The 18241-nt window shown below is 74.1% G+C and carries 14 protein-coding genes; 4 read left to right on the top strand and 10 right to left on the bottom strand.

Annotation, left to right across the window (positions count from 1 at the left end):
* Positions 1 to 204 precede the first annotated feature (204 nt).
* Positions 205 to 1239 (top strand): zinc-binding alcohol dehydrogenase family protein, encoded by a 1035-nt coding sequence (locus tag ACIPKM_RS04860; RefSeq protein WP_071295130.1) that lies wholly within the window; start codon positions 205 to 207, stop codon positions 1237 to 1239.
* 80 nt (positions 1240 to 1319) lie between these two features.
* Here the strand turns inward: ACIPKM_RS04860 and ACIPKM_RS04855 are convergent, their stop codons facing one another.
* Entirely contained in the window at positions 1320 to 1868 is a 549-nt protein-coding gene (locus ACIPKM_RS04855; protein WP_139201892.1) for a hypothetical protein, read from the bottom strand.
* A 182-nt stretch (positions 1869 to 2050) separates the two neighbouring features.
* Between ACIPKM_RS04855 and ACIPKM_RS04850 the strand changes: the two genes are divergently transcribed.
* Positions 2051 to 2926 carry a helix-turn-helix domain-containing protein gene (locus ACIPKM_RS04850; RefSeq protein WP_071295128.1) on the top strand — a complete coding sequence of 292 codons (876 nt, stop codon included), beginning with the start codon at positions 2051 to 2053 and terminating at the stop codon, positions 2924 to 2926.
* 16 nt (positions 2927 to 2942) lie between these two features.
* Here ACIPKM_RS04850 and ACIPKM_RS04845 read toward each other — a convergent pair whose 3' ends face one another.
* The 4 genes from ACIPKM_RS04845 to ACIPKM_RS04830 are packed head-to-tail and all read right to left on the bottom strand — an operon-like array spanning position 2943 to position 10050.
* On the bottom strand, positions 2943 to 5687 hold the full coding sequence (locus ACIPKM_RS04845; protein WP_175475753.1) for an AAA family ATPase: 2745 nt from the start codon (positions 5685 to 5687) through the stop codon (positions 2943 to 2945).
* 20 nt (positions 5688 to 5707) lie between these two features.
* Positions 5708 to 7042, bottom strand: coding sequence for a hypothetical protein (locus tag ACIPKM_RS04840; RefSeq protein ID WP_071295127.1), 1335 nt, complete (start codon positions 7040 to 7042; stop codon positions 5708 to 5710).
* Positions 7039 to 7782: an ABC transporter ATP-binding protein gene (locus ACIPKM_RS04835; RefSeq protein ID WP_071295126.1), complete on the bottom strand. Its 744-nt coding sequence runs from the start codon at positions 7780 to 7782 to the stop codon at positions 7039 to 7041. Before ACIPKM_RS04835 ends, ACIPKM_RS04840 begins: the two co-directional genes overlap by 4 nt.
* A gap of 60 nt (positions 7783 to 7842) precedes the next feature.
* Complete coding sequence (locus ACIPKM_RS04830) at positions 7843 to 10050, bottom strand: helix-turn-helix domain-containing protein (RefSeq protein WP_071295125.1); 2208 nt, start codon at positions 10048 to 10050, stop codon at positions 7843 to 7845.
* A 121-nt stretch (positions 10051 to 10171) separates the two neighbouring features.
* Between ACIPKM_RS04830 and ACIPKM_RS04825 the strand changes: the two genes are divergently transcribed.
* Positions 10172 to 11023, top strand: a complete 852-nt coding sequence (locus ACIPKM_RS04825) for a helix-turn-helix domain-containing protein (RefSeq protein WP_071295124.1) — start codon at positions 10172 to 10174, stop codon at positions 11021 to 11023.
* Between the two features lie 31 nt (positions 11024 to 11054).
* Here ACIPKM_RS04825 and ACIPKM_RS04820 read toward each other — a convergent pair whose 3' ends face one another.
* Together ACIPKM_RS04820 and ACIPKM_RS04815 are read right to left on the bottom strand one after the other, a co-directional pair.
* Positions 11055 to 13256 carry a helix-turn-helix domain-containing protein gene (locus tag ACIPKM_RS04820; RefSeq protein ID WP_071295123.1) on the bottom strand — a complete coding sequence of 734 codons (2202 nt, stop codon included), beginning with the start codon at positions 13254 to 13256 and terminating at the stop codon, positions 11055 to 11057.
* A 42-nt stretch (positions 13257 to 13298) separates the two neighbouring features.
* Positions 13299 to 14639, bottom strand: coding sequence for an MBL fold metallo-hydrolase (locus ACIPKM_RS04815; RefSeq protein WP_071295122.1), 1341 nt, complete (start codon positions 14637 to 14639; stop codon positions 13299 to 13301).
* 150 nt (positions 14640 to 14789) lie between these two features.
* Here ACIPKM_RS04815 and ACIPKM_RS04810 point away from each other — a divergent pair, with 150 nt between their 5' ends.
* Positions 14790 to 15620, top strand: coding sequence for a helix-turn-helix domain-containing protein (locus tag ACIPKM_RS04810; RefSeq protein ID WP_402736280.1), 831 nt, complete (start codon positions 14790 to 14792; stop codon positions 15618 to 15620).
* Here ACIPKM_RS04810 and ACIPKM_RS04805 read toward each other — a convergent pair.
* Genes ACIPKM_RS04805 through ACIPKM_RS04795 form a run of 3 tightly spaced genes read right to left on the bottom strand, consistent with a single transcriptional unit; the run spans position 15613 to position 18181 of the window.
* Positions 15613 to 16890: an FAD-dependent oxidoreductase gene (locus tag ACIPKM_RS04805; RefSeq protein WP_336697674.1), complete on the bottom strand. Its 1278-nt coding sequence runs from the start codon at positions 16888 to 16890 to the stop codon at positions 15613 to 15615. The two genes, ACIPKM_RS04810 and ACIPKM_RS04805, sit on opposite strands and share 8 nt — an antisense overlap.
* An 11-nt stretch (positions 16891 to 16901) precedes the next feature.
* A complete protein-coding gene (locus ACIPKM_RS04800; RefSeq protein WP_071295120.1) occupies positions 16902 to 17675 on the bottom strand; it encodes an SDR family oxidoreductase in 774 nt (257 codons plus the stop codon).
* The gene (locus ACIPKM_RS04795) at positions 17672 to 18181 is read right to left on the bottom strand and encodes a MarR family winged helix-turn-helix transcriptional regulator (protein WP_083403257.1); all 510 of its coding nucleotides are present in this window, start codon (positions 18179 to 18181) and stop codon (positions 17672 to 17674) included. The genes ACIPKM_RS04800 and ACIPKM_RS04795 overlap by 4 nt, the downstream gene beginning before the upstream one ends.
* Positions 18182 to 18241 lie beyond the last annotated feature (60 nt).

Here is an 18241-nt window from a genome sequence, read left to right as displayed (position 1 = left end):
TCGTCGCGACACCGAGGACGCTACGGCCGGTGGGGTGCTCCGCACGTGTCCCCCCGAGGACCATCCCCTCGCAGGGACAGGCGGCGCGAGCGTGTCCCCGACGGAGCCACGCGGACCGGCCACGTGCGGACGTACCGTGCCTGCACGAGGCGATCCGCGCCTCCGGTCGGTCACCCGCCGACGCGACCCGCACGGAGGACCGCCATGACCGACACTGCCACACACCGAACCGGACGGGACGTCCCGACCACGACCCGTGCGTTCCTCGCCCAGGGCGGACGCTCGGTCCGCGACGAGGACGCGTTCGTCGTCCGCGACGTCCCCCTCCACCCGGTCCGCCCGCACGACCTGCTCGTCCGGGTCGAGGCGGTGTCGGTGAACCCGGTGGACACGAAGACCCGGCAGGGCCTGCGGTCCGGGACGAAGCAACTGGGCTGGGACGCCTCCGGCGTCGTCGAGGCGGTCGGCTCGGAGGTCACCCGGTTCTCCGTCGGTGACGCCGTGTGGTACGCCGGCACCCTCGACCGCCCGGGGACGAACGCCGAGCTGCACCTCGTGGACGAACGCCTCGTCGGTCGCCGCCCCGCGACGCTGGACCACGCCGAGGCCGCGGCGCTCCCGCTCACGGGGATCACCGCCTGGGAGACACTGTTCGACCGGTTCCGCCTGACGGAGTCGAGTACCGGCACCCTGCTCGTCGTCGGAGCACCCGGCGGTGTCGGGTCGGTGCTCGTCCAGCTCGCGAAGGCGCGCACCGGCCTCACGGTGCTCGGGACCGCCGGCCGCTCCGAGAGCCGCGACTGGGTGTCGTCGATGGGAGCCGACCACGTCGTGGACCACCACGACCTCGTCGGCGGCGTGCGGTCGGTCGCGCCGGACGGGGTCGACTACGTCTTCACCGCGCACTCGGCGGGCAACGTCACCGCCTTCGCCGATCTGGTCCGCCCGTTCGGCCAGATCACCGCGATCGACGACCCGCGCGGACTCGACCTCTACCCGCTCAAGCGGAAGTCGATCGCCTGGCACTGGGAGCTCATGTTCACCCGATCGGCGTTCGGGACGCCGGACATGGGCGAGCAGGGCCTGCTCCTCGATGCGCTGGCGGACCTCGTGGACGCGGGTCGCGTGCGGACCACCGCGACGTCGGTCGTCCGGGGGCTCGACCCGGCCGGCCTCCGCGAGGCGCACCGTCAGGTGGCGGGCGGGACCGCGATCGGAAAGGTCGTCGTCGCGCGCTGAGGCGTGCGCGGTGGGCCGGGTCCGGCCGGCCGGGCGGGACCGGTCAGCCGGGCCGGGTGGGGTGGCCGCGGCGGGGGCTGTCAGTCGGCCAGGCTGTCGGCGAGGCTCGACAGACGGCGGGCGGACTGCTCGTCCGCGCCACGCCACAACAGCAGCGTGTCGCCGTCCGGGCCGGGCACCGCGAACCGGTGGTAGGCGAGGGCCAGGTGACCGACCACGGGGTTGTCGAAGCCGACGACCCCGTCCGGATCCGCAGTGTCCGGCCCAGCCCAGAGTCGAGCGAAGGCCTCGCTCCGGGCCGCGAGCTCCCCGACCAGTTCGACGTACCCGCGGTCCTCCTCGTGCTCGTCGAGGGAGCGCCGCAGCTCCGCGACGACGCGGGCGCCGAGCGGCACCGCCTCCGCCGTCTCCGACGACGCGCGGAACGCCTCGTCGCCCTCAGGCCGCAGGAACGTCGCCCGCGCGAGGTTCGCACCGGACCGGAACGTCGGGTGCACGGCCCCGGCCAACGCGTTCGCCACCCGGACGGTCAGGTGTCGGTCGTAGACGACCGCGGGGACCGTCCGCCACGGCAGCACGAGCCTGCCGAGCAGTGCTCGTGGGTGGTCGACCCCGTCGTCCGTGCTCACGGACGGAGCGTACGGCCCGGTCGTCGACGGCATCGTGTCCCCGGCGGGGACACCATCGGCGCGATCCGGTCGAGCCGCCGACATGTGGTCATTCGACCGATGCCCGGAGGGGACGACCAGCGGCAACGTGGAGCACGGTTGCCGGACGTCCCGGGAACGCTCGCCACGACCCGGGAGACACGATGCCCGCTCAGACCTCCTTCCTCGGCGAGTACCTCCGCGCACGCCGGGCCCTCGTCCGACCGGCCGACGTGGGCATCGACTCCTCACGGGCCCGGCGGGTGCCGGGACTCCGCCGCAGCGAGGTGGCGGGACTGGCCGGGATCAGCCAGGAGTACTACCTCCGACTCGAGCAGGGCCGGGACCGGAGGCCCTCGCACCAGGTGCTCGGCGCGATCGTGCGGGCCCTGCGACTCGACGACGTCGCGCTCGAGCACATGCACCGGCTCGCCCGACTCGACGAGGGCGGCCCGACCGGGAGCACCACCGACGACGGGGCGGGACCGCCCGCACCGGTCGAGCCCGCACTGCTCGAGCTCGTCGACGGACTGTCCGGCGTGCCCGCGATGCTCATGAGCGCCGAGCAGGACGTCCTGGCGTCGAACACGTTGGCCCGGGCGATCAGGCCGCGGCTGCTGCCAGGGACGAACTTCCTGTTCCACCTGTTCACCGACCGCGCGCGCGCCGAGGTCATCGACTGGGAGGACGACGCCCGACGGGCGGTCGCCAACCTGCGGTTCCACGGTGATCCGAGGAACGCCCGTCACCGCGAGGTCGTCGGGACCCTGGCGATCCGGGACGCGACCTTCCGGGAACTGTGGGCCCGGCACGACGTCGAGCAGCAGGTCACGTGGGTCGCTCGGATCCGACTCGCCACCGCCGAACCGGTCGAGCTCACGTGCCACTCGCTGGCCGTCCCGGGCGGCAGCGGGCGGTCGGTGATGACCCTGACCGCCGAACCGGGGACGGCAGCGGCCCTGGCGTTGCAGCGGTTCACCGCGATGCGCCGCGGTCTCGGCGCTCGCTCGGCCGCCAGCGAGGTCGGACGCGTGGCGTGACCGTCTGCTCGCGCCCTCAGTCGGAACGGTCCGAGGGCCGCAGCGCACCGGCCAGCTGGGACCGTCTACTGATGCCGAGCTTCGTGAACGCCCGGGACAGGTGCGCCGCGACCGTCCGGTGCGAGAGGTAGACCTCGTCCGCGATTTCCTTGTTGGTGCGCCCGGTCGCCGCCATGCGCGACACGAGGAGCTCCTGCGCGGTGAGGAGTCGAGCCGGCGCCCGGTCCGTCGACGTCCGGTCCGTCGACTGTCCACCGGTCGCCCGGAGTTCGGACGCGGCGCGCGCGGCCCAGTTGCGGGCGCCGATGCGGTCGAACAGCCGGGCCGCCTCGGACAGGTGCTGACGTGCATCGACGATCCGGCGGACGCGCCGCAGCCGTTCACCCAGGTGCAGTCGCGCGACCGCGAGGTCGAACGGTGTGTCGATCGCCGAACCGAGGTCGACCGCCGCGGCGAGGTGCCCGAGGGCCGTCTCGTCGTCCGGTGCGAGGAGTCCGCGCGTCCGCTCGACGAGCAGCGCGAGGTGCGGCGAGCCGGTCGTGGCGGCCGCCGCGGCGGCGTCCGTCAGCCAGGCGCGGACCGAGTCGGTGTCGCCCGCGCGGACCGCCGACTCGACCACGTCGGCGCCCGCCCACAGCGCCACCGCGCCGTTCGCCCGTGTGCGCACCTGGTGTGCCACGGCGTCCTCGTGGCGCCCCTCGTCGACAGCGATGAGTGCCGCCGCCCACGCGGCGGTCGCGACGATGCGCGCGAAGGCGCCGGCCACCGGGATCTCGTCCAGGGCCGCGAGTCGTGTCCGGGCCGTGGCCGTGTCCCCGGCCCGCACGAGGGCCCGCGCCGCCTCGGAGAGCGCCATCCCGGCGACCACCGGGAGGTCGAGCTCGCGGCTGAGACGCTCCGCGCGATCGGCGTCGGCGAGTCCGTCGGTGAGGTGGCCCGCCGTGACGCGGGGTGAGGCACGTCCGCACAGAGCGGTGGTCTCGTCGCTCGTGCGTGCCGCATCGTGGAACAGCCGGACGCCAGCGGTCCAGCACCGGTCCGACGTGGCCATGTCGCCGGACTCCTCGGCGGCGAACGCCAGGCAGTTCACGATGACGCCGTCGGTCGCCTGTGCACGGGCGAGGAACCGGTCCACGGTGCGCTCGTCGAGACGCTGCCCGGGACGGACGAGGGCGAGTGCCACCTCGGCGAGCACCGCGTCGTCGGCGTCCCCGCGTCCGACCGGAGCGTGGTCGACGTCCTCCACCGTGGCGGCCACGAGCGCTCGGACGGCGTCCGCCTCCTGGTGGATGTAGCACTTCGCCGCCGCCCACAGCAGGACCTCGGCACGCTCGGTCGGATCTGCCCGGGTCGTCGCGAACGCCACGAGCTCCTCGGCCGTCCGACCACGGTGGTCCGCGGTCATGCTCAGCATCCACTCCGCGCGGGCGAACCGGTGCTGTGCGCGTCCGTCCGACAGGTCGGTGAGCGGCTTCGCACGGTCGAGCAAGGCGGACGCCTCACCCGAGGCGCCGGCGCGTCGGGCTGCCTCGGCGGCCTCCACCAACCGGTTCGCCTGCTGGGTCGGGTCGGGCGAGAGGTCGGCGGCTCGCCGCCACGCGGATGCCGCCTCGGCGGGGGCGCCTTGCCGGAGCGCAGCACTCGCCACGGCGTCGAGCTCGGCGGCGACCGCCTCGTCGAGGCCGGTCGTCGCCTCGGCCCGGTGGATCGCACGGCGACTGGGCGACCGGACCGCCAGTGCCAGGGCGTGGTGGACCTCGCGCCGACGGACCGGATCGGCGGCGTCGTAGTGCGCCGACCCCACCAGCGGGTGCCGTGGCACGAACCTGTCGCCGTCACGCCGCAGCAGACCCTCGCGCTCGAGGGTCGCCAACTCGCCTGCGCCGAGTCCGACACCCACGAGTGCCTGCTCGAGCTCCCGTGCGGTGGCGTCCTCTCCGGCGACCGCGACGAGCAACGCCCGCTGGGTCGTCTCCGGGAGCAGCAGGACACCGGCGAGGAACGTCCGCTCGAGTCGGGCGGACATGCGTTCGGACAGTGGTCCGCGCGCAGTGCCGGCGACGGGCGCGGAGAACTCGAGCAGGGCGAGCGGGTTGCCGTACGACTCCCGACGCACCCGTGCCCGTTCCCCGGTCGGCAGGTGGTCCGCGACGTCGGTGAGCAGTCGGTCCGCCGCGGCGTCGTCGAGCGGACCGACGTGGAGCACGGTCGGAAACGCGTCCTCGTGGTCACCGACAGGGGTACCGCTCCGGGTCGTCGCGACGAGGAGGACGGGGAGTCCGCGGACCCGCGATGCGACGAAGAGGAGCGCCTCGAGCGAGGTCCGGTCCGTCCAGTGCAGATCGTCGACGAGCGCCACCACGGTCCCGTGGCTGCTCGCCTCCTCGAACAGCCCGAGCACGGCGATGCCGAGCAGGAGCCGGTCGGGGGCCGGTCCGTCACGACGGCCGAAGGCGACGTCGAGGGCCGAAGCCTGACGATCGGGGAGGGCGGCCGCGAAGGGCAGGAGCGGGTGGAGCAGCTCGTGCAGGCCGCCGAACGGGATCTCGGTCCCGCTGCGGACCCCACGGGCACGGAGGACGAACCGGACGTCCGCGGTGGCGTCCGCGGCGACGGTCTCGAGCAGGGCGCTCTTGCCGATGCCGGGATCGCCGTCGACCAGGACCGCGGTACCGTGCCCCCGCCGGGCGTGGTCCAGGGCACCGGCCAGGACGAGGAGTTCGGCGTCGCGGCCGACCAGTTGCGAGGCGCGTTCGGGCACGGTGTGAGCATACGTCGCCGTCAGTCGCCCGGCGAGGTCCTCCTCCGTGTCCGCCCCGGCACGGCCGGCAGGAGGGACGACAGCAGGACGAGAGCCGTGCACAGCGCGCCGATCGCCACCAGGACCGCGAAGGGGACGATCGGCCTGGTCGACGGGTACCGCCCGACGAGCACCGCCCACTCCGCGATGACGGAGACGCCCACGGTGGCCGCGGCGATGAGCGTGCCGCTCACCCCGAGGACGACACCCTCGAGTGCCGCGACGGCCACCGGCAGGGCCGGGGTCGCGCCGACGGCCAGGAGCTGCTCGCGCTCCTGCGCGCGGTCCCGAGCCGCCATCGCCGCCGTCGCCGCGGCCCCGACGGCGGCGAGCAGGACCGGGCCGCTGAGGACGAGGACGGTCGTCACCGCTGAGCCGCTCCCGGTCGTGTTGTCTCCGATCGCTGTCGCCGCCGTCCGCTGACCCCCGACGAGCGCCGTCGGCAGGGCCACGGCCACCAGGAGCGCCGCGAGCGTCGTGTCGCTCCGAGCCGCAGCCCGCCGGACAGCTGCGCGCGCGAGAGCGAAGGACACCGACGCGCTCGCCGGCACCGCCGCCGTCCAGAGCCGGACGACGGGTGCACCGACCGACCTGCCGAGGACGGCGACCACCGCGACCAGCACCGGACCGATGAGGAGTGCCGACGCCGCGCCGTCCGGTACGGACGCCGGGAGTCCGGCGAGCATGCTCGCCGCGAGCGCCGTCAGCAGTGCCGCGACCGTGGCACGGAGGATCGGCGGTCGACGTCCGCGCACACCCGGTCCGACACCGAGCAGCGTCGGGGTCGTGGCGGCGCGGCGGCTCCCCGAGAGCCCGGCGACGACCGCGGCGGTGACCGTCAGCCCGACGACGACGACGGCCTCGGCCCAGGAAGCGGCCACCCGGACCCCGTCGAGTCCGGAGGCTCCGGCCAGGGCGGCGTCGACGGCGGCCGGGACGACGACGCCAGCCGCGGCCGCTCCGACCACGGCGCCGAGCACGGCGACGAGTGCGGTCTGGACGAGCACCGTCACACGGACCCCTCGAGGAGTGACGCCGGCCAGCTGCCAGAGGGCGTACGTCCGCTCCAGGAGCCCCGCGGTGAGCCGCACCACGGCGGACACCACCACGAGGATCGCGATGAGCCCGAACGCGGCGGTCGTGCCCGCGATGGACAGCAGCGCCAGCCCCCGGACCCCGGGTGTCCGCAGGCCGCCGACCACGAGCACACCGGGGACGCTGCCGGCCAGTGCGGCGACCGCGGACACCGCGCACAGGCCGGCCCAGACGCGCCACGACGTGCGGAGATCGGCTGCCGCCAGTCGGACGAGGATCATGCGCGTACCGACGCACGCTCGATCGAGTCGAAGAGCGCGTCGACGTCCGGTGCGACCAGCTCCGCGTGGACGACGCCGTCCCGCAGGACGATCGCGCGGTCGGCCCGCGCCGCGGCCGCGAGGTCGTGCGTCACCATGACGACCGAACGCTGCCCCGAGGCGGTGTGCCGCAGCAGGTCGAGCACCGCGCCGCCGGCCACCGTGTCGAGCGCCCCGGTCGGTTCGTCGGCGAACACCACCTGCGGCCGTGCGACGAGCGTCCGGGCGATCGCCACGCGCTGCTGCTGTCCGCCGGACATCGAATCCGGGTACCGGTGTGCGGAGTCGAGCATGCCGACGGCGTCCAGGGCGGCGTCGACCGTCCGGCGATCAGCGGGGCGTTTCGCCAGGCGTGCCGGCAGCGCCACGTTCTCCCGGGCGGTGAGTGCCGGGAGCAGGTTGTACGACTGGAAGACGAAGCCGACCCGACCGCGTCGGAACCGGGCCGACCGCTGCCGCGAGAGCGGGCCGATGTCGGTGCCGTCGATCTCCACGGTGCCCCGGAGCGGGCGTCCCAGACCCGACAGGCACGCGAGCAGCGTGCTCTTGCCGGAGCCGCTCGGGCCGACGACCGCCAGCATCTCGCCGCGCTGGACGTCGAGCGACACCCCGCGCAGGACCGGCTCGGCCGCGCGACCGGGATAGGCGTGCTCGACGTCGCGGGCGCGCACGATGGGTCGGTCATCAGGGTCTCGCTGCACCGTCGCAGGCTAGCCAGCGAGGAAGGCCGTGCGCCTGTCTCTGCCGGGGACAGGCTCCGCTCAGGGCGCGCGGCCGTCGATCCGCTCGAGCAGCGCGCGGAGCTCGCCGAGCACCGCACCCGCCTGGGCGTCCGCCCGATCGGCGTCGACCAGGGCGATCCCCCGCTCGGCGTCGCGTCGGGCTCCATCGGCCTCCCCGGAACCGAGCAGCGCCTCGGCACGCTGTCGGAGCGCGCGAGCAGCACCCGTGTCCCACGACAGCGCCGACGCCGCACCGAACCCCGCGTCCGCCGCGTCCCGGGCGTCGTCCCATCGCCCCAGCGCGTTGGCCGACTTCGCGATCTCCTCCAGCGCGACCACCCGGGTGAACACCGCCCCTGGGTCGCCCTCCCCGACCCGCTCGAGGTCGCGGAGGACCGCTCGGAAGGACGCGATCGCCTCGGCGTGCCGGCCGAGCAGGTGGAGTGCTGCGCCCGCCATCGAGCGACACTGGACGAGCGCGGCGTCGTCCCCGGTCCTCGTGTTCCCGTCGATCGCGGCGTCGATGTGCGGCAGCGCGAGCTCCGGCTGTCGGAGCGCCAGGTGTGCCCACGCAACGTGGTACTCGGCGCTCGCGGACACGGCGTCGTCGTCTGCCGCACGGGCGTCCGCCAGACCCCTCGTGGCGAGCTCGAGCGCACCGGTCCGGTCGCCGCGCTCCATGAGGGCAGCCCACGTCTGCAGACCGAGGAGCCGCGCTGCCGACGCTCGGTCGTCGGCCGCGTGCGCGGCGTCGACCGCGTCGCCGAACAGCTCGTACCAGTGCCCCCATGCCGGCCACAGGTTGGAGAACCACTCGAGACCGGCCGCGGTCCGGATCACGTCGCCGTGCAGCCCGTCCGACACCGCGGCGCGGAACGCCGCCCACCAGTGGTCGACCTCACCGGTGATCCACCGCTTCGCCGCTGCCGGGTCGGCGAACTCCGGATCGGCCTGGTCACGGCGGGCGGACTCGGGAGCGAACCGCCGTGCCGCTCGATCGAGGGACGAGAGGACCGACCGGTGCAGTCGCTCCCGCAGCGCACGGGACGCGCCGGGACCGTCCTCGGCGTCGATCCGATCGGCGCCGAACGCCCGGAGCAGGTCATGCACGTGGTACCGGTTCCCACCGCGTGGCTCGACGAGACCGAGGTCCACCAACTCCTCGAGGGCGTCCTCGGCGGTCACGTCGTCGAGTCCGAGGGGAGCGCCGCCGGTCCGTGCATCGAAGCTCGTCCCGTCGATCACCGCGAGCGAGCGGAACACCTGCGCCGTGACGGACGGGAGCCGCTCGTAGGAGACGGCGAACGCGGCCTCGACCGAGCGGTCACCGTGCCGGAGGGCGCCGAGCCGTTGCTCCTCGGCGCGCATGGCACCGAGGAAGCCGTCGACGTCGTCCGTCCGTGCCGCGATGCGGCTCCCGGCGATCCGCAGCGCCAGCGGGATCCCCGCGCAGTGCTCGGCCACCGCCGCCAGGGCCGGCTCGCTCGCCGCGTCGGGCACGATCCGCTCGAGCAACGCGAGGCCATCGGCGAGCGGCATCGGCTCGACCTGGAGGCGGAGTCCGGCGTCGAGTCCGGCCAGCGGACTCCGGCTCGTCACGACCACCGGCACCCCCGGTCCCGCCGCGTCGACCACCGGACGCACCTGCGCCTCGCTGCCGGCATCGTCGAGCAGGACCGCGTGCCGGTGGTCGGCGCTGAGTTCGCGCCACCGTGCTGCCGCCGCGTCGAAGACCGCCGGTGCCTCTTCCGTGCCGTCGGTGGCGAGGGAGACGAGACGGCGGAGGACGTCGAGCGCCGACAGCGGGGCGGCTGTCTGCCCACCGAGGTCGACGTGGATCCACGGGACACCGCGGACGCGGAGCGCCTCGGCAGCGAAGGTGCTCTTGCCGACACCGGGGCCGCCGGACACGATCACCGCTCCCGTGTGTGCGCCCCGGAGGCGGTCGAGCACCCTGCCGAGTTCGCGGTCGCGTCCGGTGAAGTCGCCGACGAGGTCCGGGGCGCTCGCCGGCGTCGACGGACGGGCCCGACCGATCGACAGCAGCGCGTCCCGTTCTGCCGACGTCACGCCGAGTGCCGCCGCGATCGCCTCGATCGTCGCGCGCTGCGGGCGCCGCGCGACCCCTCGCTCGATGTCGCTGAGGGTCCGCACGCCGACGTGGGCGGCGTCGGCGAGGTCGGCCAGCGTCCGGCCCGCCGTGGTGCGCAGCCGCCGGAGGAGCTCGCCGTCGGGTCGTTCCTGCACGTGCTCCTCGATTCCTGCCTGCGTTCTGCATGGTGCCGACGCCGGGTGCCTGGTGGGCTGGTACCCGACATCATGCAGCACCGTTCACGACGGTGCAGCGAGGACGAGCGGGAGCGATGCCATGCCGACTGCGATCACGCCTCTGGGTGAGTACCTCCGCGCACGACGAGCACTCGTGCAGCCGCAGGACGTCGGCATCGTGTCGTCGACGCCGAGGCGGGTCGTCGGGCTGCGACGGGACGAGGTGGCCCGCCGCGCCGGGATCAGTCAGGAGTACTACCTCCGACTCGAGCAGGGCCGCGACCGCCAACCGTCGGACCAGGTGCTGCACGCCCTCGGCCGTGCGCTCCGCCTGGACCAGGACGCGGTGGACCACATGGACCGCCTCGTCCGGATCCAGACCGGCGAGGCTCGTTCCGACGACCACACGACGCCGGCTCGCGTCATGGACACGCTGAGCGGCCTCCTCGACCAGTGGACCGGGACGCCGGCGTACATCATGGACGGCAACCAGGACGTCCTGGTCGTGAACCCGCTGGCACGGGCGATGACGGGCGGCGGGCTGACACCCGGGGTGAACCTGCCGCTGGCGGTGTTCTCGCCGTTCGGCCGCGCGGTGATGGAGGACTGGCCGGAGGCCGCCGCCCGGACCGCGGCGACGCTGCGGTACGGGAGCGATCCCCGCGATCGGCGGCTGCAGGAGATCATCGGCACCCTGTCCGTCCGGGACCCGGATTTCCGGCGGCTCTGGGCACGGCACGACGCCCGCCCGTACCTCAACGGCTCGATCGACCAGGACGTGCACGGCCACGGCCGGGTGACCCTCACGTGCCAGACGCTCGAGGTCCCGGGCCCGCAGCGGTACGTGCTCACCGCCTTCCACGCGGCGGACGGCACGGACGGTGCGCGGGCGCTGGCGGCGCTGCGAGACGAGGTCACGACCGCTCCTGGACGACGCGCCGTCGAGGTCTGACCGCCGGGCGACGCCCTCGTCCCGCGGGCCCTCAGCCGCTCGGGCCGGTGAGCGAGTCGCGGAGCGCCGCCAACTCCCGTTGCAGGGCGTCCAGGCGGGCGGGACGAACGCGTGCCGGCAAGGCGCGGAGCGCGCGGTCCACGTCGGCCAGCGCCTCGGTGGGTCGTCCGAGCTCCACCAGCACCGCCGCCCGCGAACGGAGCAGCAGCCCGATGGACGTCCCGGTGTCGTCCGGCAGCGTCCGGAGCCCGGCGTCGAGGACGTCGAGCGCTTCGCTCGGCGCACCGGACTCGAGGAGCGTGGTGGCGAGCGCCGCGCGGGCCAGCGCCTGCGCGTACCGAACGCGTTCGTCGACGGGGTCGAGCCCCTCCACGATGCCGTCGACCGCCGCTCGGAGCGCGGCGACCGCTTCGTCGTACCGACCCTGTGCCTGCAGGGCGAGGCCCAACATGCCCCGCGCCTGGTGCAGGAAGACCGGGTCGTCCTCGCTCTCGAACCCCGCGACCGCAGCGAGTGCGTGTACTTCGGCGGTGACCGGATCCCCGCGGTCGAGTGCGCTCCAGGCGACGTGGTAGTGCCCCCATGCGATCAGATCGACGGCACCGGTACGTTCCGCCGCGGCGAGCGCCTCGTCCGCGTGCTGCGTGGCCAGTCCGTGGTCGGCTCGTTCGACGTGCGCGGCCCAGGCGAGATGTCCCGCCACTCGTGAACGCGCGGCGTCGTCCGCGAGCTCGTCCGCTGCTCGCTGTGCCACGAGGTCGAGCTCGTACCACCGTCCCCAGTCCGGCCAGAGGTTCCCGAACCACTGCAGCACGGTCGTGAGTGCGACCACGATCTCGTGCCACCCGAGCGCGGCGGCCCGACGGAAGGCCGGCCACCAGTGGTCGACCTCTCCGATGATCCAGTCGCGGGCGACGTCCTGATCGGCGTCCGGTTGTGCGACGGGGGCACGGCCGGGCACCACGAACGCGGACCCGGCCGCGAGGAGCCGGTCGAGCAACCACCGGGTGAGCCGCTCGCGTGCAGCTGCCTCGGTCCGGGCGTCTTCGCGGAGCCGCTCGAGCGCGAACAGCCGGATGATGTCGTGCACGCGGTACCGCGTGCCCCGGGGTTCGACCAGGCCGAGGTCGACCAGTCCCTCGAGTCGGGCCTCGGTCTCGTCTGGGCTCGCGCCGACCGCCGCCGCGACGACGTCGGCGCCGAACGTGACGCCGTCGAGTGCCGCGGTCGCCCGGAACACGGCGGCCGTCGCCGGGTCGAGGTCGTCGTAGGAAACCGCGATCGCCGCCGCGACCGAGACATCGCCGGCCACGAGCAGCGTGAGTCGGCGATCGGTCGACCGCATGCGGGCGACGAGGTCCGCCACGCTCGTGGCCGGACGGCTCGCGATGCGGTTGGCGGCGACGCGGAGCGCGAGGGGGAATCCGTCGCACAGCGCGATGAGCTCGTCGACCGCAGCAGGATCGCGCTGCTCGGCCGGCACGATGCGTTCGAGCAGGCGACGACCGTCCTCCGGTCCGAGCACGTCGAGGACGATCCGGTCCGCGTCGAGACCCGCGAGCGTCCGACGCGAGGTCGCGACGACGGTCGACCGTCCTTCGACGAGCACGGGTCGGACCTGGTCCTCGCCTGAGACGTTGTCGAGGTGCACCAGCACCCGTTCGGCCGAGCACAGCTCCGACCACCGCGCCCTCGCTGCCGCCAACGTGCCGGGCGGATCGTCCGGGTCGCACTGTCGGAGGACGCGTTGGAGCACCTCCAACGCGGTCGTCGCCGGTCGGCCGTGTCCGGCGAGGTCCACGAACACGCGGCGCTCGGCGGCGGACGCTCGTCCGATCGCCTCCGTCACGAGCGCGGTCTTCCCGATGCCGGGTGGCCCGGAGACGACGACGACCGGCGGGCCCGACGGCCGGTCGAGGTCCGCGACGAGCCGGTCGAGTTCACCCGAGCGCCCGGTGAAGTCCGCCACGCGTGGCGGGCGGAAATCGGTGCGTCCGGTGTCCGGCCCCGCGCCCACCAGCGGCGCCCGGAGCCATCGACGTGCCGCGTCGTCGAGCCCGAGTCCGGAGACCAGCGCCTCGATCGTGCGGGGCTGCGGGTGGCGACTGCGGCCGCGCTCGATGTCGCTGATGCCCCGGACGCTCACGCCCGATCGTTCCGCGAGAGTCTCGAGCGTCATGCCGGCTGCGAGCCGGAGTGTCCGGAGCCGCGCTGCGAGGTCCGTGTCGCCCACGACGCTCCTCCCGGTCGGGGACAGCGTAACCTGAGTCGCGTCTCAGACGAGGTCCGTCGGCTCGTCCGCCTCGTCCTGCGGACGACGCGGGAGCAGGTCCGGCAACTCGGCCTCCGATGGCGGGGGGCCCATCGTGTACAGGGCCACCGCGGAGGCCTCCAACGTCGATCGGTTGCCGAACCGCGGCCACCGCCGGAGCATCTCACCGACGAACCCACCGGCATCACCGTGGTCCGCGAGCACCGTCTCGACGTCGCCGAGGTACCTGCGGAGCGCGGCGACCTGCGGTCGAGCGGCGTCGGAACGGGAAGCCGGGTGCCGGTGACTCGCGATCACCCATGCCGGACGCAGCGCCTCGACGAGGTCGAGTGCCCGTGCCCAGCTCCGTCGGGAATCCGCGTCCGTGCCGACGAGCCACGGGTGCACGCGGTTGTAGACGAGGTCGCCGCCGATCACCGCGTCGAGGTGCCGGACCGACACCAGGCTCGTCGGCCGGTCGCCGATCCGTCCCACGTCGAACAGCTGCAGTGCATGGCCCTCGAGGTCGACGACCCCGGCCGGGTCGGGGGTCGGAGCGGTGAGGGATCCGGGGAGCCGTCCGGGGAACAACGACTCCCACCGGGAACGGTGCGCGGGCGCCGTCTGGTCGAGCGCACGCGTGGCGACGTCGGCGACGGCCGTCGCGACCGCGTCGGGGAACGCCCGCAGGACGCGACCGAGGCCGAAGAAGTGGTCTGCCTGGCCCTGGGTGACCACGACGGTCCGGAGCCGTTTCCCGCTGCCTCGGATCCACTCGACCAGGGCGTCGGCCTCGTCCGCCGTCATCAGGGCGTCGACGAGGACGGCGTCGTGTTCGCCGGAGACCAGGGTCGCCGTCGTGGGCGACCACGTCGCGGTGCCCGTGCCGTCGAGACCGGTGCGGGCGACGTCCCGGTAGCCGCCGAGCCACACGTCCATGGTGAGGGGGGCGAGGACCGTGCCCCCCGCGGTCCGGAGCCGATCCGCCAGCCACTGCCGGACGCGCTCGCGCTCGGACGCGGACGGGGCGGTGACCGCCTCGGTCGTCCACGTGACGAGGCTCCCCTCTGCCTCCTGGGACACGCGGACGACGCCGTCCACGTCGTCGACTGCCGAACCGCCGGGGACGCGAGCGCGATAGGCGACGACGCCGTCCTCGGTGCGGGAACGCTCCTCGACGACGCCCAGGTCGCCAGGGAGCCGCCGGATCCAGCGACTCGTACCGGGCGCGAGGAGCTCGGTCGCACCGTCGGGACCGACGTGCCCGTCGGCGAAGTCGACGAAGCGGGACCACGTCGCGCTCGGCGAGCAGTCGAAACGGGCGGCGACGGTGACGTGCGCCCGGCGGACCGGTGGATCGTGCACGGCACTCCCTTCGCACTGCGCCGACGGTACGGGTCCGAGCAGGCGCGAGGGTGTCCCCGTCGGGGACACCTGGCGCATCCCGGGACCGGGACTGCGCCAGGATGGAGGAACCACGGCGCCGGACGCGCCGGCAGGGAGGGAGGACGGGTCGTGATCGCGACAGGGACACCGCTCGGCGACTACCTCCGAGCGCGTCGAGCGGCGACCCGCCCCGAGGACGTCGACGTACGGTCGCACACGCGCCGCCGGGTCCCGGGGCTCCGTCGCGACGAGGTCGCCGGGCTCGCGGGGATCAGCCAGGAGTACTACATGCGGCTGGAGCAGGGTCGCGACCGCGCACCGTCCGAACAGGTCCTCCACGCGTTGGCCCGGGCACTGCTGCTCGACGATGCCGGCGTCCAGCACCTGCTGCGGCTCAGCACGGTGCAGCCGCTGGACGTGGCGGCGGCCGAGGCCGCGGTCTCGATCGAGGCGATGTCCGCCATCCTCGACTCCTGGCCGAACACACCCGCGTACATCATCAACTCCCGCCACGAGGTCGTGCTCTCGAACGCCCTCGCGCGGTGGGTGGTCCCGCTCGGGCTCGAGGTCGGCAGGAGCATCCCCGAGGTGGTCTTCACCTTCCCGGAGGTCCGAGCGCTGCCGACCTGGCCGGCGCTCGCCGACCGGACCGCACGCCGCATGCGGTTCTACGGGCACCCGTACGACCCCCGGCTCCACGAGACCGCGGCGAGGCTCGCCGAGGCGGACCCGGTGTTCCGCCGGCTCTGGGAGCGCCACGAGGTCGACCCGTACTACGACGGGGATGTCCGGCCCTCGGTCGACGGGTACGGACAGATCACGCTCCGCCACCAGACGTTCGTGGTCCCGAACACACCGGGGTACCTGCTCTGCGCGTACCACGCCGTGCCGGGGTCCGACAGCGCCGCCGCGCTCGCGGACCTCGCGGACCGCATCGCGGGCGCCGTCGCCCTCAGCTGAGCTCCGCCGATGTCCGCGACACGTCGAAGTTCTGGTCGAACAGGTCGTCGGGGTCCCACCGGGCCTTGAGGTCCCGCAGCCGCGCGAGCGTCGCCGGCGGGAACGCCTCGGCCACGGCGCTCGGTGCGTGATCGGTCTCGAAGCTCAGGTACATGCCGTCCATCCGAGGGTGCACGGACTCCCACGCGTCGTGGAACGCGTCGCCGCCCCGGACCGACACCGCAGTCACCGAGAAGTTCTGGTGCCGGTGCGCGTAGGCGGTCGCCGCCGGGTCGACGTCGTTGATCGCGCCGCCGACCGAGCGGATCTGGACCATGTCCACGCCGGCGCTGCGGAGCAACACCGCGATCCGGTCGGACAGGTCTTGGTCGAGGTGCACGGCCAGCCCGGTGTGGGTGGCAGCACGCTGCTGCCCGGTGTGCGGCGCACCGCTCGTCAGCGGTACCGCCGCGTACGGCGTCACGGCGGCCCGCTGCCCGGCCAGGCCCGGGATCCGCAGGAAGCGTTCGATCTCCGGGGCCGCCGCCGCCAGGTCGTCGCCGGCGTACACGATGGTCGCCTGCGCGAACGGCGTCGGCCCCGCCCCCAGGTAGAGGAAGGCTGACACCGGACGCGCCGCGGTCTCCACCGTCCGGCCCCAGGCTTGCAGGAACGCAGCGAGGTCGATCGGCTGGTACACCGCGGTGGTCTGCACGACGTCGGCGGTCTCCGAGGCCTCGAAGTCGAACGCCGTGACGATCCCGAAGTTCGCGCCGGCGCCACGGATCGCCCAGAACAGGTCTGGTTCCTCGTCGCCGGAGACGCGCCGTGCGGTCCCGTCCGCCGTGACGATCTCCGCGCCTCGCAGGCGGTCGATGGTGAGGCCGTGCGCACGGCCCATCAGGCCGATGCCACCGGTCGTGGCGAGGCCGCCGACCCCGACGTCACCGGAATCGCCGGAGCTGATCGCGAGGCCGTGCGGGGCGAGCGCCCACGCCACGGCGCCCCAGCGCGCGCCGGGCCCGACGCGGACCGACCGGCCGCCCCGGGGCTCGACGGACGCGAGGGCACGGAGGTCGATCACGTCGCCACCGGTGTTGGTGGCGATGCTGCTGATGCCGTGCCCGCCGCTGCGCACCGCGAACGGGCGCCCCGACGCGCGCACGATCGCGAGCGCCTCGGCGACCTCGGTCGTCGTGCGCGGGAGCAGGATCGATCCCGGTCGGCCGGTGCTCGAGTAGACGTGCTGCAGTGCGGCGTACCCGGTGTCGCTGGGTCGGACGATGTCCATGGTTCCTCGGTTCAGCGCACGGTGGACCCGGGACGCGGGCCCTCGGCTCGATCGGTGAAGTACTGCAGGGCGGTGCGGGCGAGCGGGCTGCTCCCGGCGACCAGGTGCGCGACGTGGTCGCCGACCTGGGTCGCGTCGATCCACCGCGGGTCGTCGATCCCGGCGGCCTGCCGGGCGCGGGTCCGGACCACCCCGAGCACGAGCTGCGCGACGCGTGGACCGCGTCCGCCGAGCTCGGCGTCCAGCGTCAGGGAGAGGGACTTCGTCGCCGCGGCGCTCAGCGCGACCCCGGCACTCCCGGGGAACGGGATGTCCGCGCTCATGCCGTTCAACTGCATGAGCACTCCGGTCCCGGTGATCCGCGGCAGGAACGCCCGGAAGACCCGGAAGACACTCGTCAGGTTGCCGTCCAGCAGGCGCTGCCACTCGTCGTCGTCGAGCGCCAGCGCCGGCTTCCGGCCCTGGTCGCCCCAGGATGCGAGCGACACGACCACGCCGTCGAACGCCCCGAACTCCTGCGCCATCGCGGTCACGTCGTCGTCCAGCCCGGGGTTCATCGCGTCGAGCACCCTCGTGTGCAGGGTGCCGGGGAGCCCGGCCGTCGCGAGCCGTGCCGCGACGGCAGCGAGTCGCGCGCCGTCCCGTCCGGTCGCGATCACGGTCGCGCCCGCGGCGAGCATCGACCGGACCACGCCCTCCCCCACGCCGCCGCTGCCGCCGACCACGACGACCGTCCGTCCTGTCAGGTCCGCAGTGGGTGTCGTCCATGTGTCGATGGTGCTCATCGTCCGTGCTCCTCGTGTTCGTCTGCTTCCGGACGTCCGTCGTCCGGTCCGTCGCCGTCCAATCGGCGCATGTGCTCCTCGAGCGCGCGCAGTGCGCCGTCGAGCCCTGCCAGTGCTGCGTCGTCGAGCGCGTCGCCGAACCACGTCGCCGCAGCACGGAGGTGCGACCCGACGGCGGCCCGGTGGGCGGACCGCCCGGAGTCGGTGATCACGATCGACGATCCGCGCGCGTCCCGGAGGCCTCCGCGCCGTTCGACCAGTCCTCGTCGCTCGAGCCGGCGCAGCTGGTGGGCGAGGCGACTGGAGTCCCAGCCGATCGCCGCGGCGCACGTCGTCGGCCGGGCGTCGCCGCCCATGTCGACCAGGTGCGCGAGCACCGTGAACTCCGCCTCCGACAGGTCGGCTCCGTCGCGCAGGTCGGCGCCGACACGGCGGCGCAGCCGCTCCGTCACCACCTGGAGCCGTTGCCACGTGGCCAGTTGTCGCTCGCTCAGTCGCTGTTGCACAGCGGCTACAACTACCTGACGCGTCAGGTATTCCCGTCGCGACCGCAGATCGGACGGGAG

The sequence above is a fragment of the Curtobacterium sp. NPDC086286 genome (genome assembly GCF_044746255.1).
Classification (GTDB): Bacteria; Actinomycetota; Actinomycetes; order Actinomycetales; family Microbacteriaceae; genus Curtobacterium.
This window is presented reverse-complemented; position numbering and strand designations above follow the sequence as displayed.

Bases quoted from the DNA above. Each gene is read 5' to 3' on its own strand.
- ACIPKM_RS04860 (WP_071295130.1), top strand. From the start codon at position 205: ATGACCGACACTGCCACACACCGAACCGGACGGGACGTCCCGACCACG.
- ACIPKM_RS04850 (WP_071295128.1), top strand. From the start codon at position 2,051: ATGCCCGCTCAGACCTCCTTCCTCGGCGAGTACCTCCGCGCACGCCGG.
- ACIPKM_RS04840 (WP_071295127.1), bottom strand. From the start codon at position 7,042: ATGATCCTCGTCCGACTGGCGGCAGCCGATCTCCGCACGTCGTGGCGC.
- ACIPKM_RS04825 (WP_071295124.1), top strand. From the start codon at position 10,172: ATGCCGACTGCGATCACGCCTCTGGGTGAGTACCTCCGCGCACGACGA.
- ACIPKM_RS04805 (WP_336697674.1), bottom strand. From the start codon at position 16,890: ATGGACATCGTCCGACCCAGCGACACCGGGTACGCCGCACTGCAGCAC.
- ACIPKM_RS04800 (WP_071295120.1), bottom strand. From the start codon at position 17,675: ATGAGCACCATCGACACATGGACGACACCCACTGCGGACCTGACAGGA.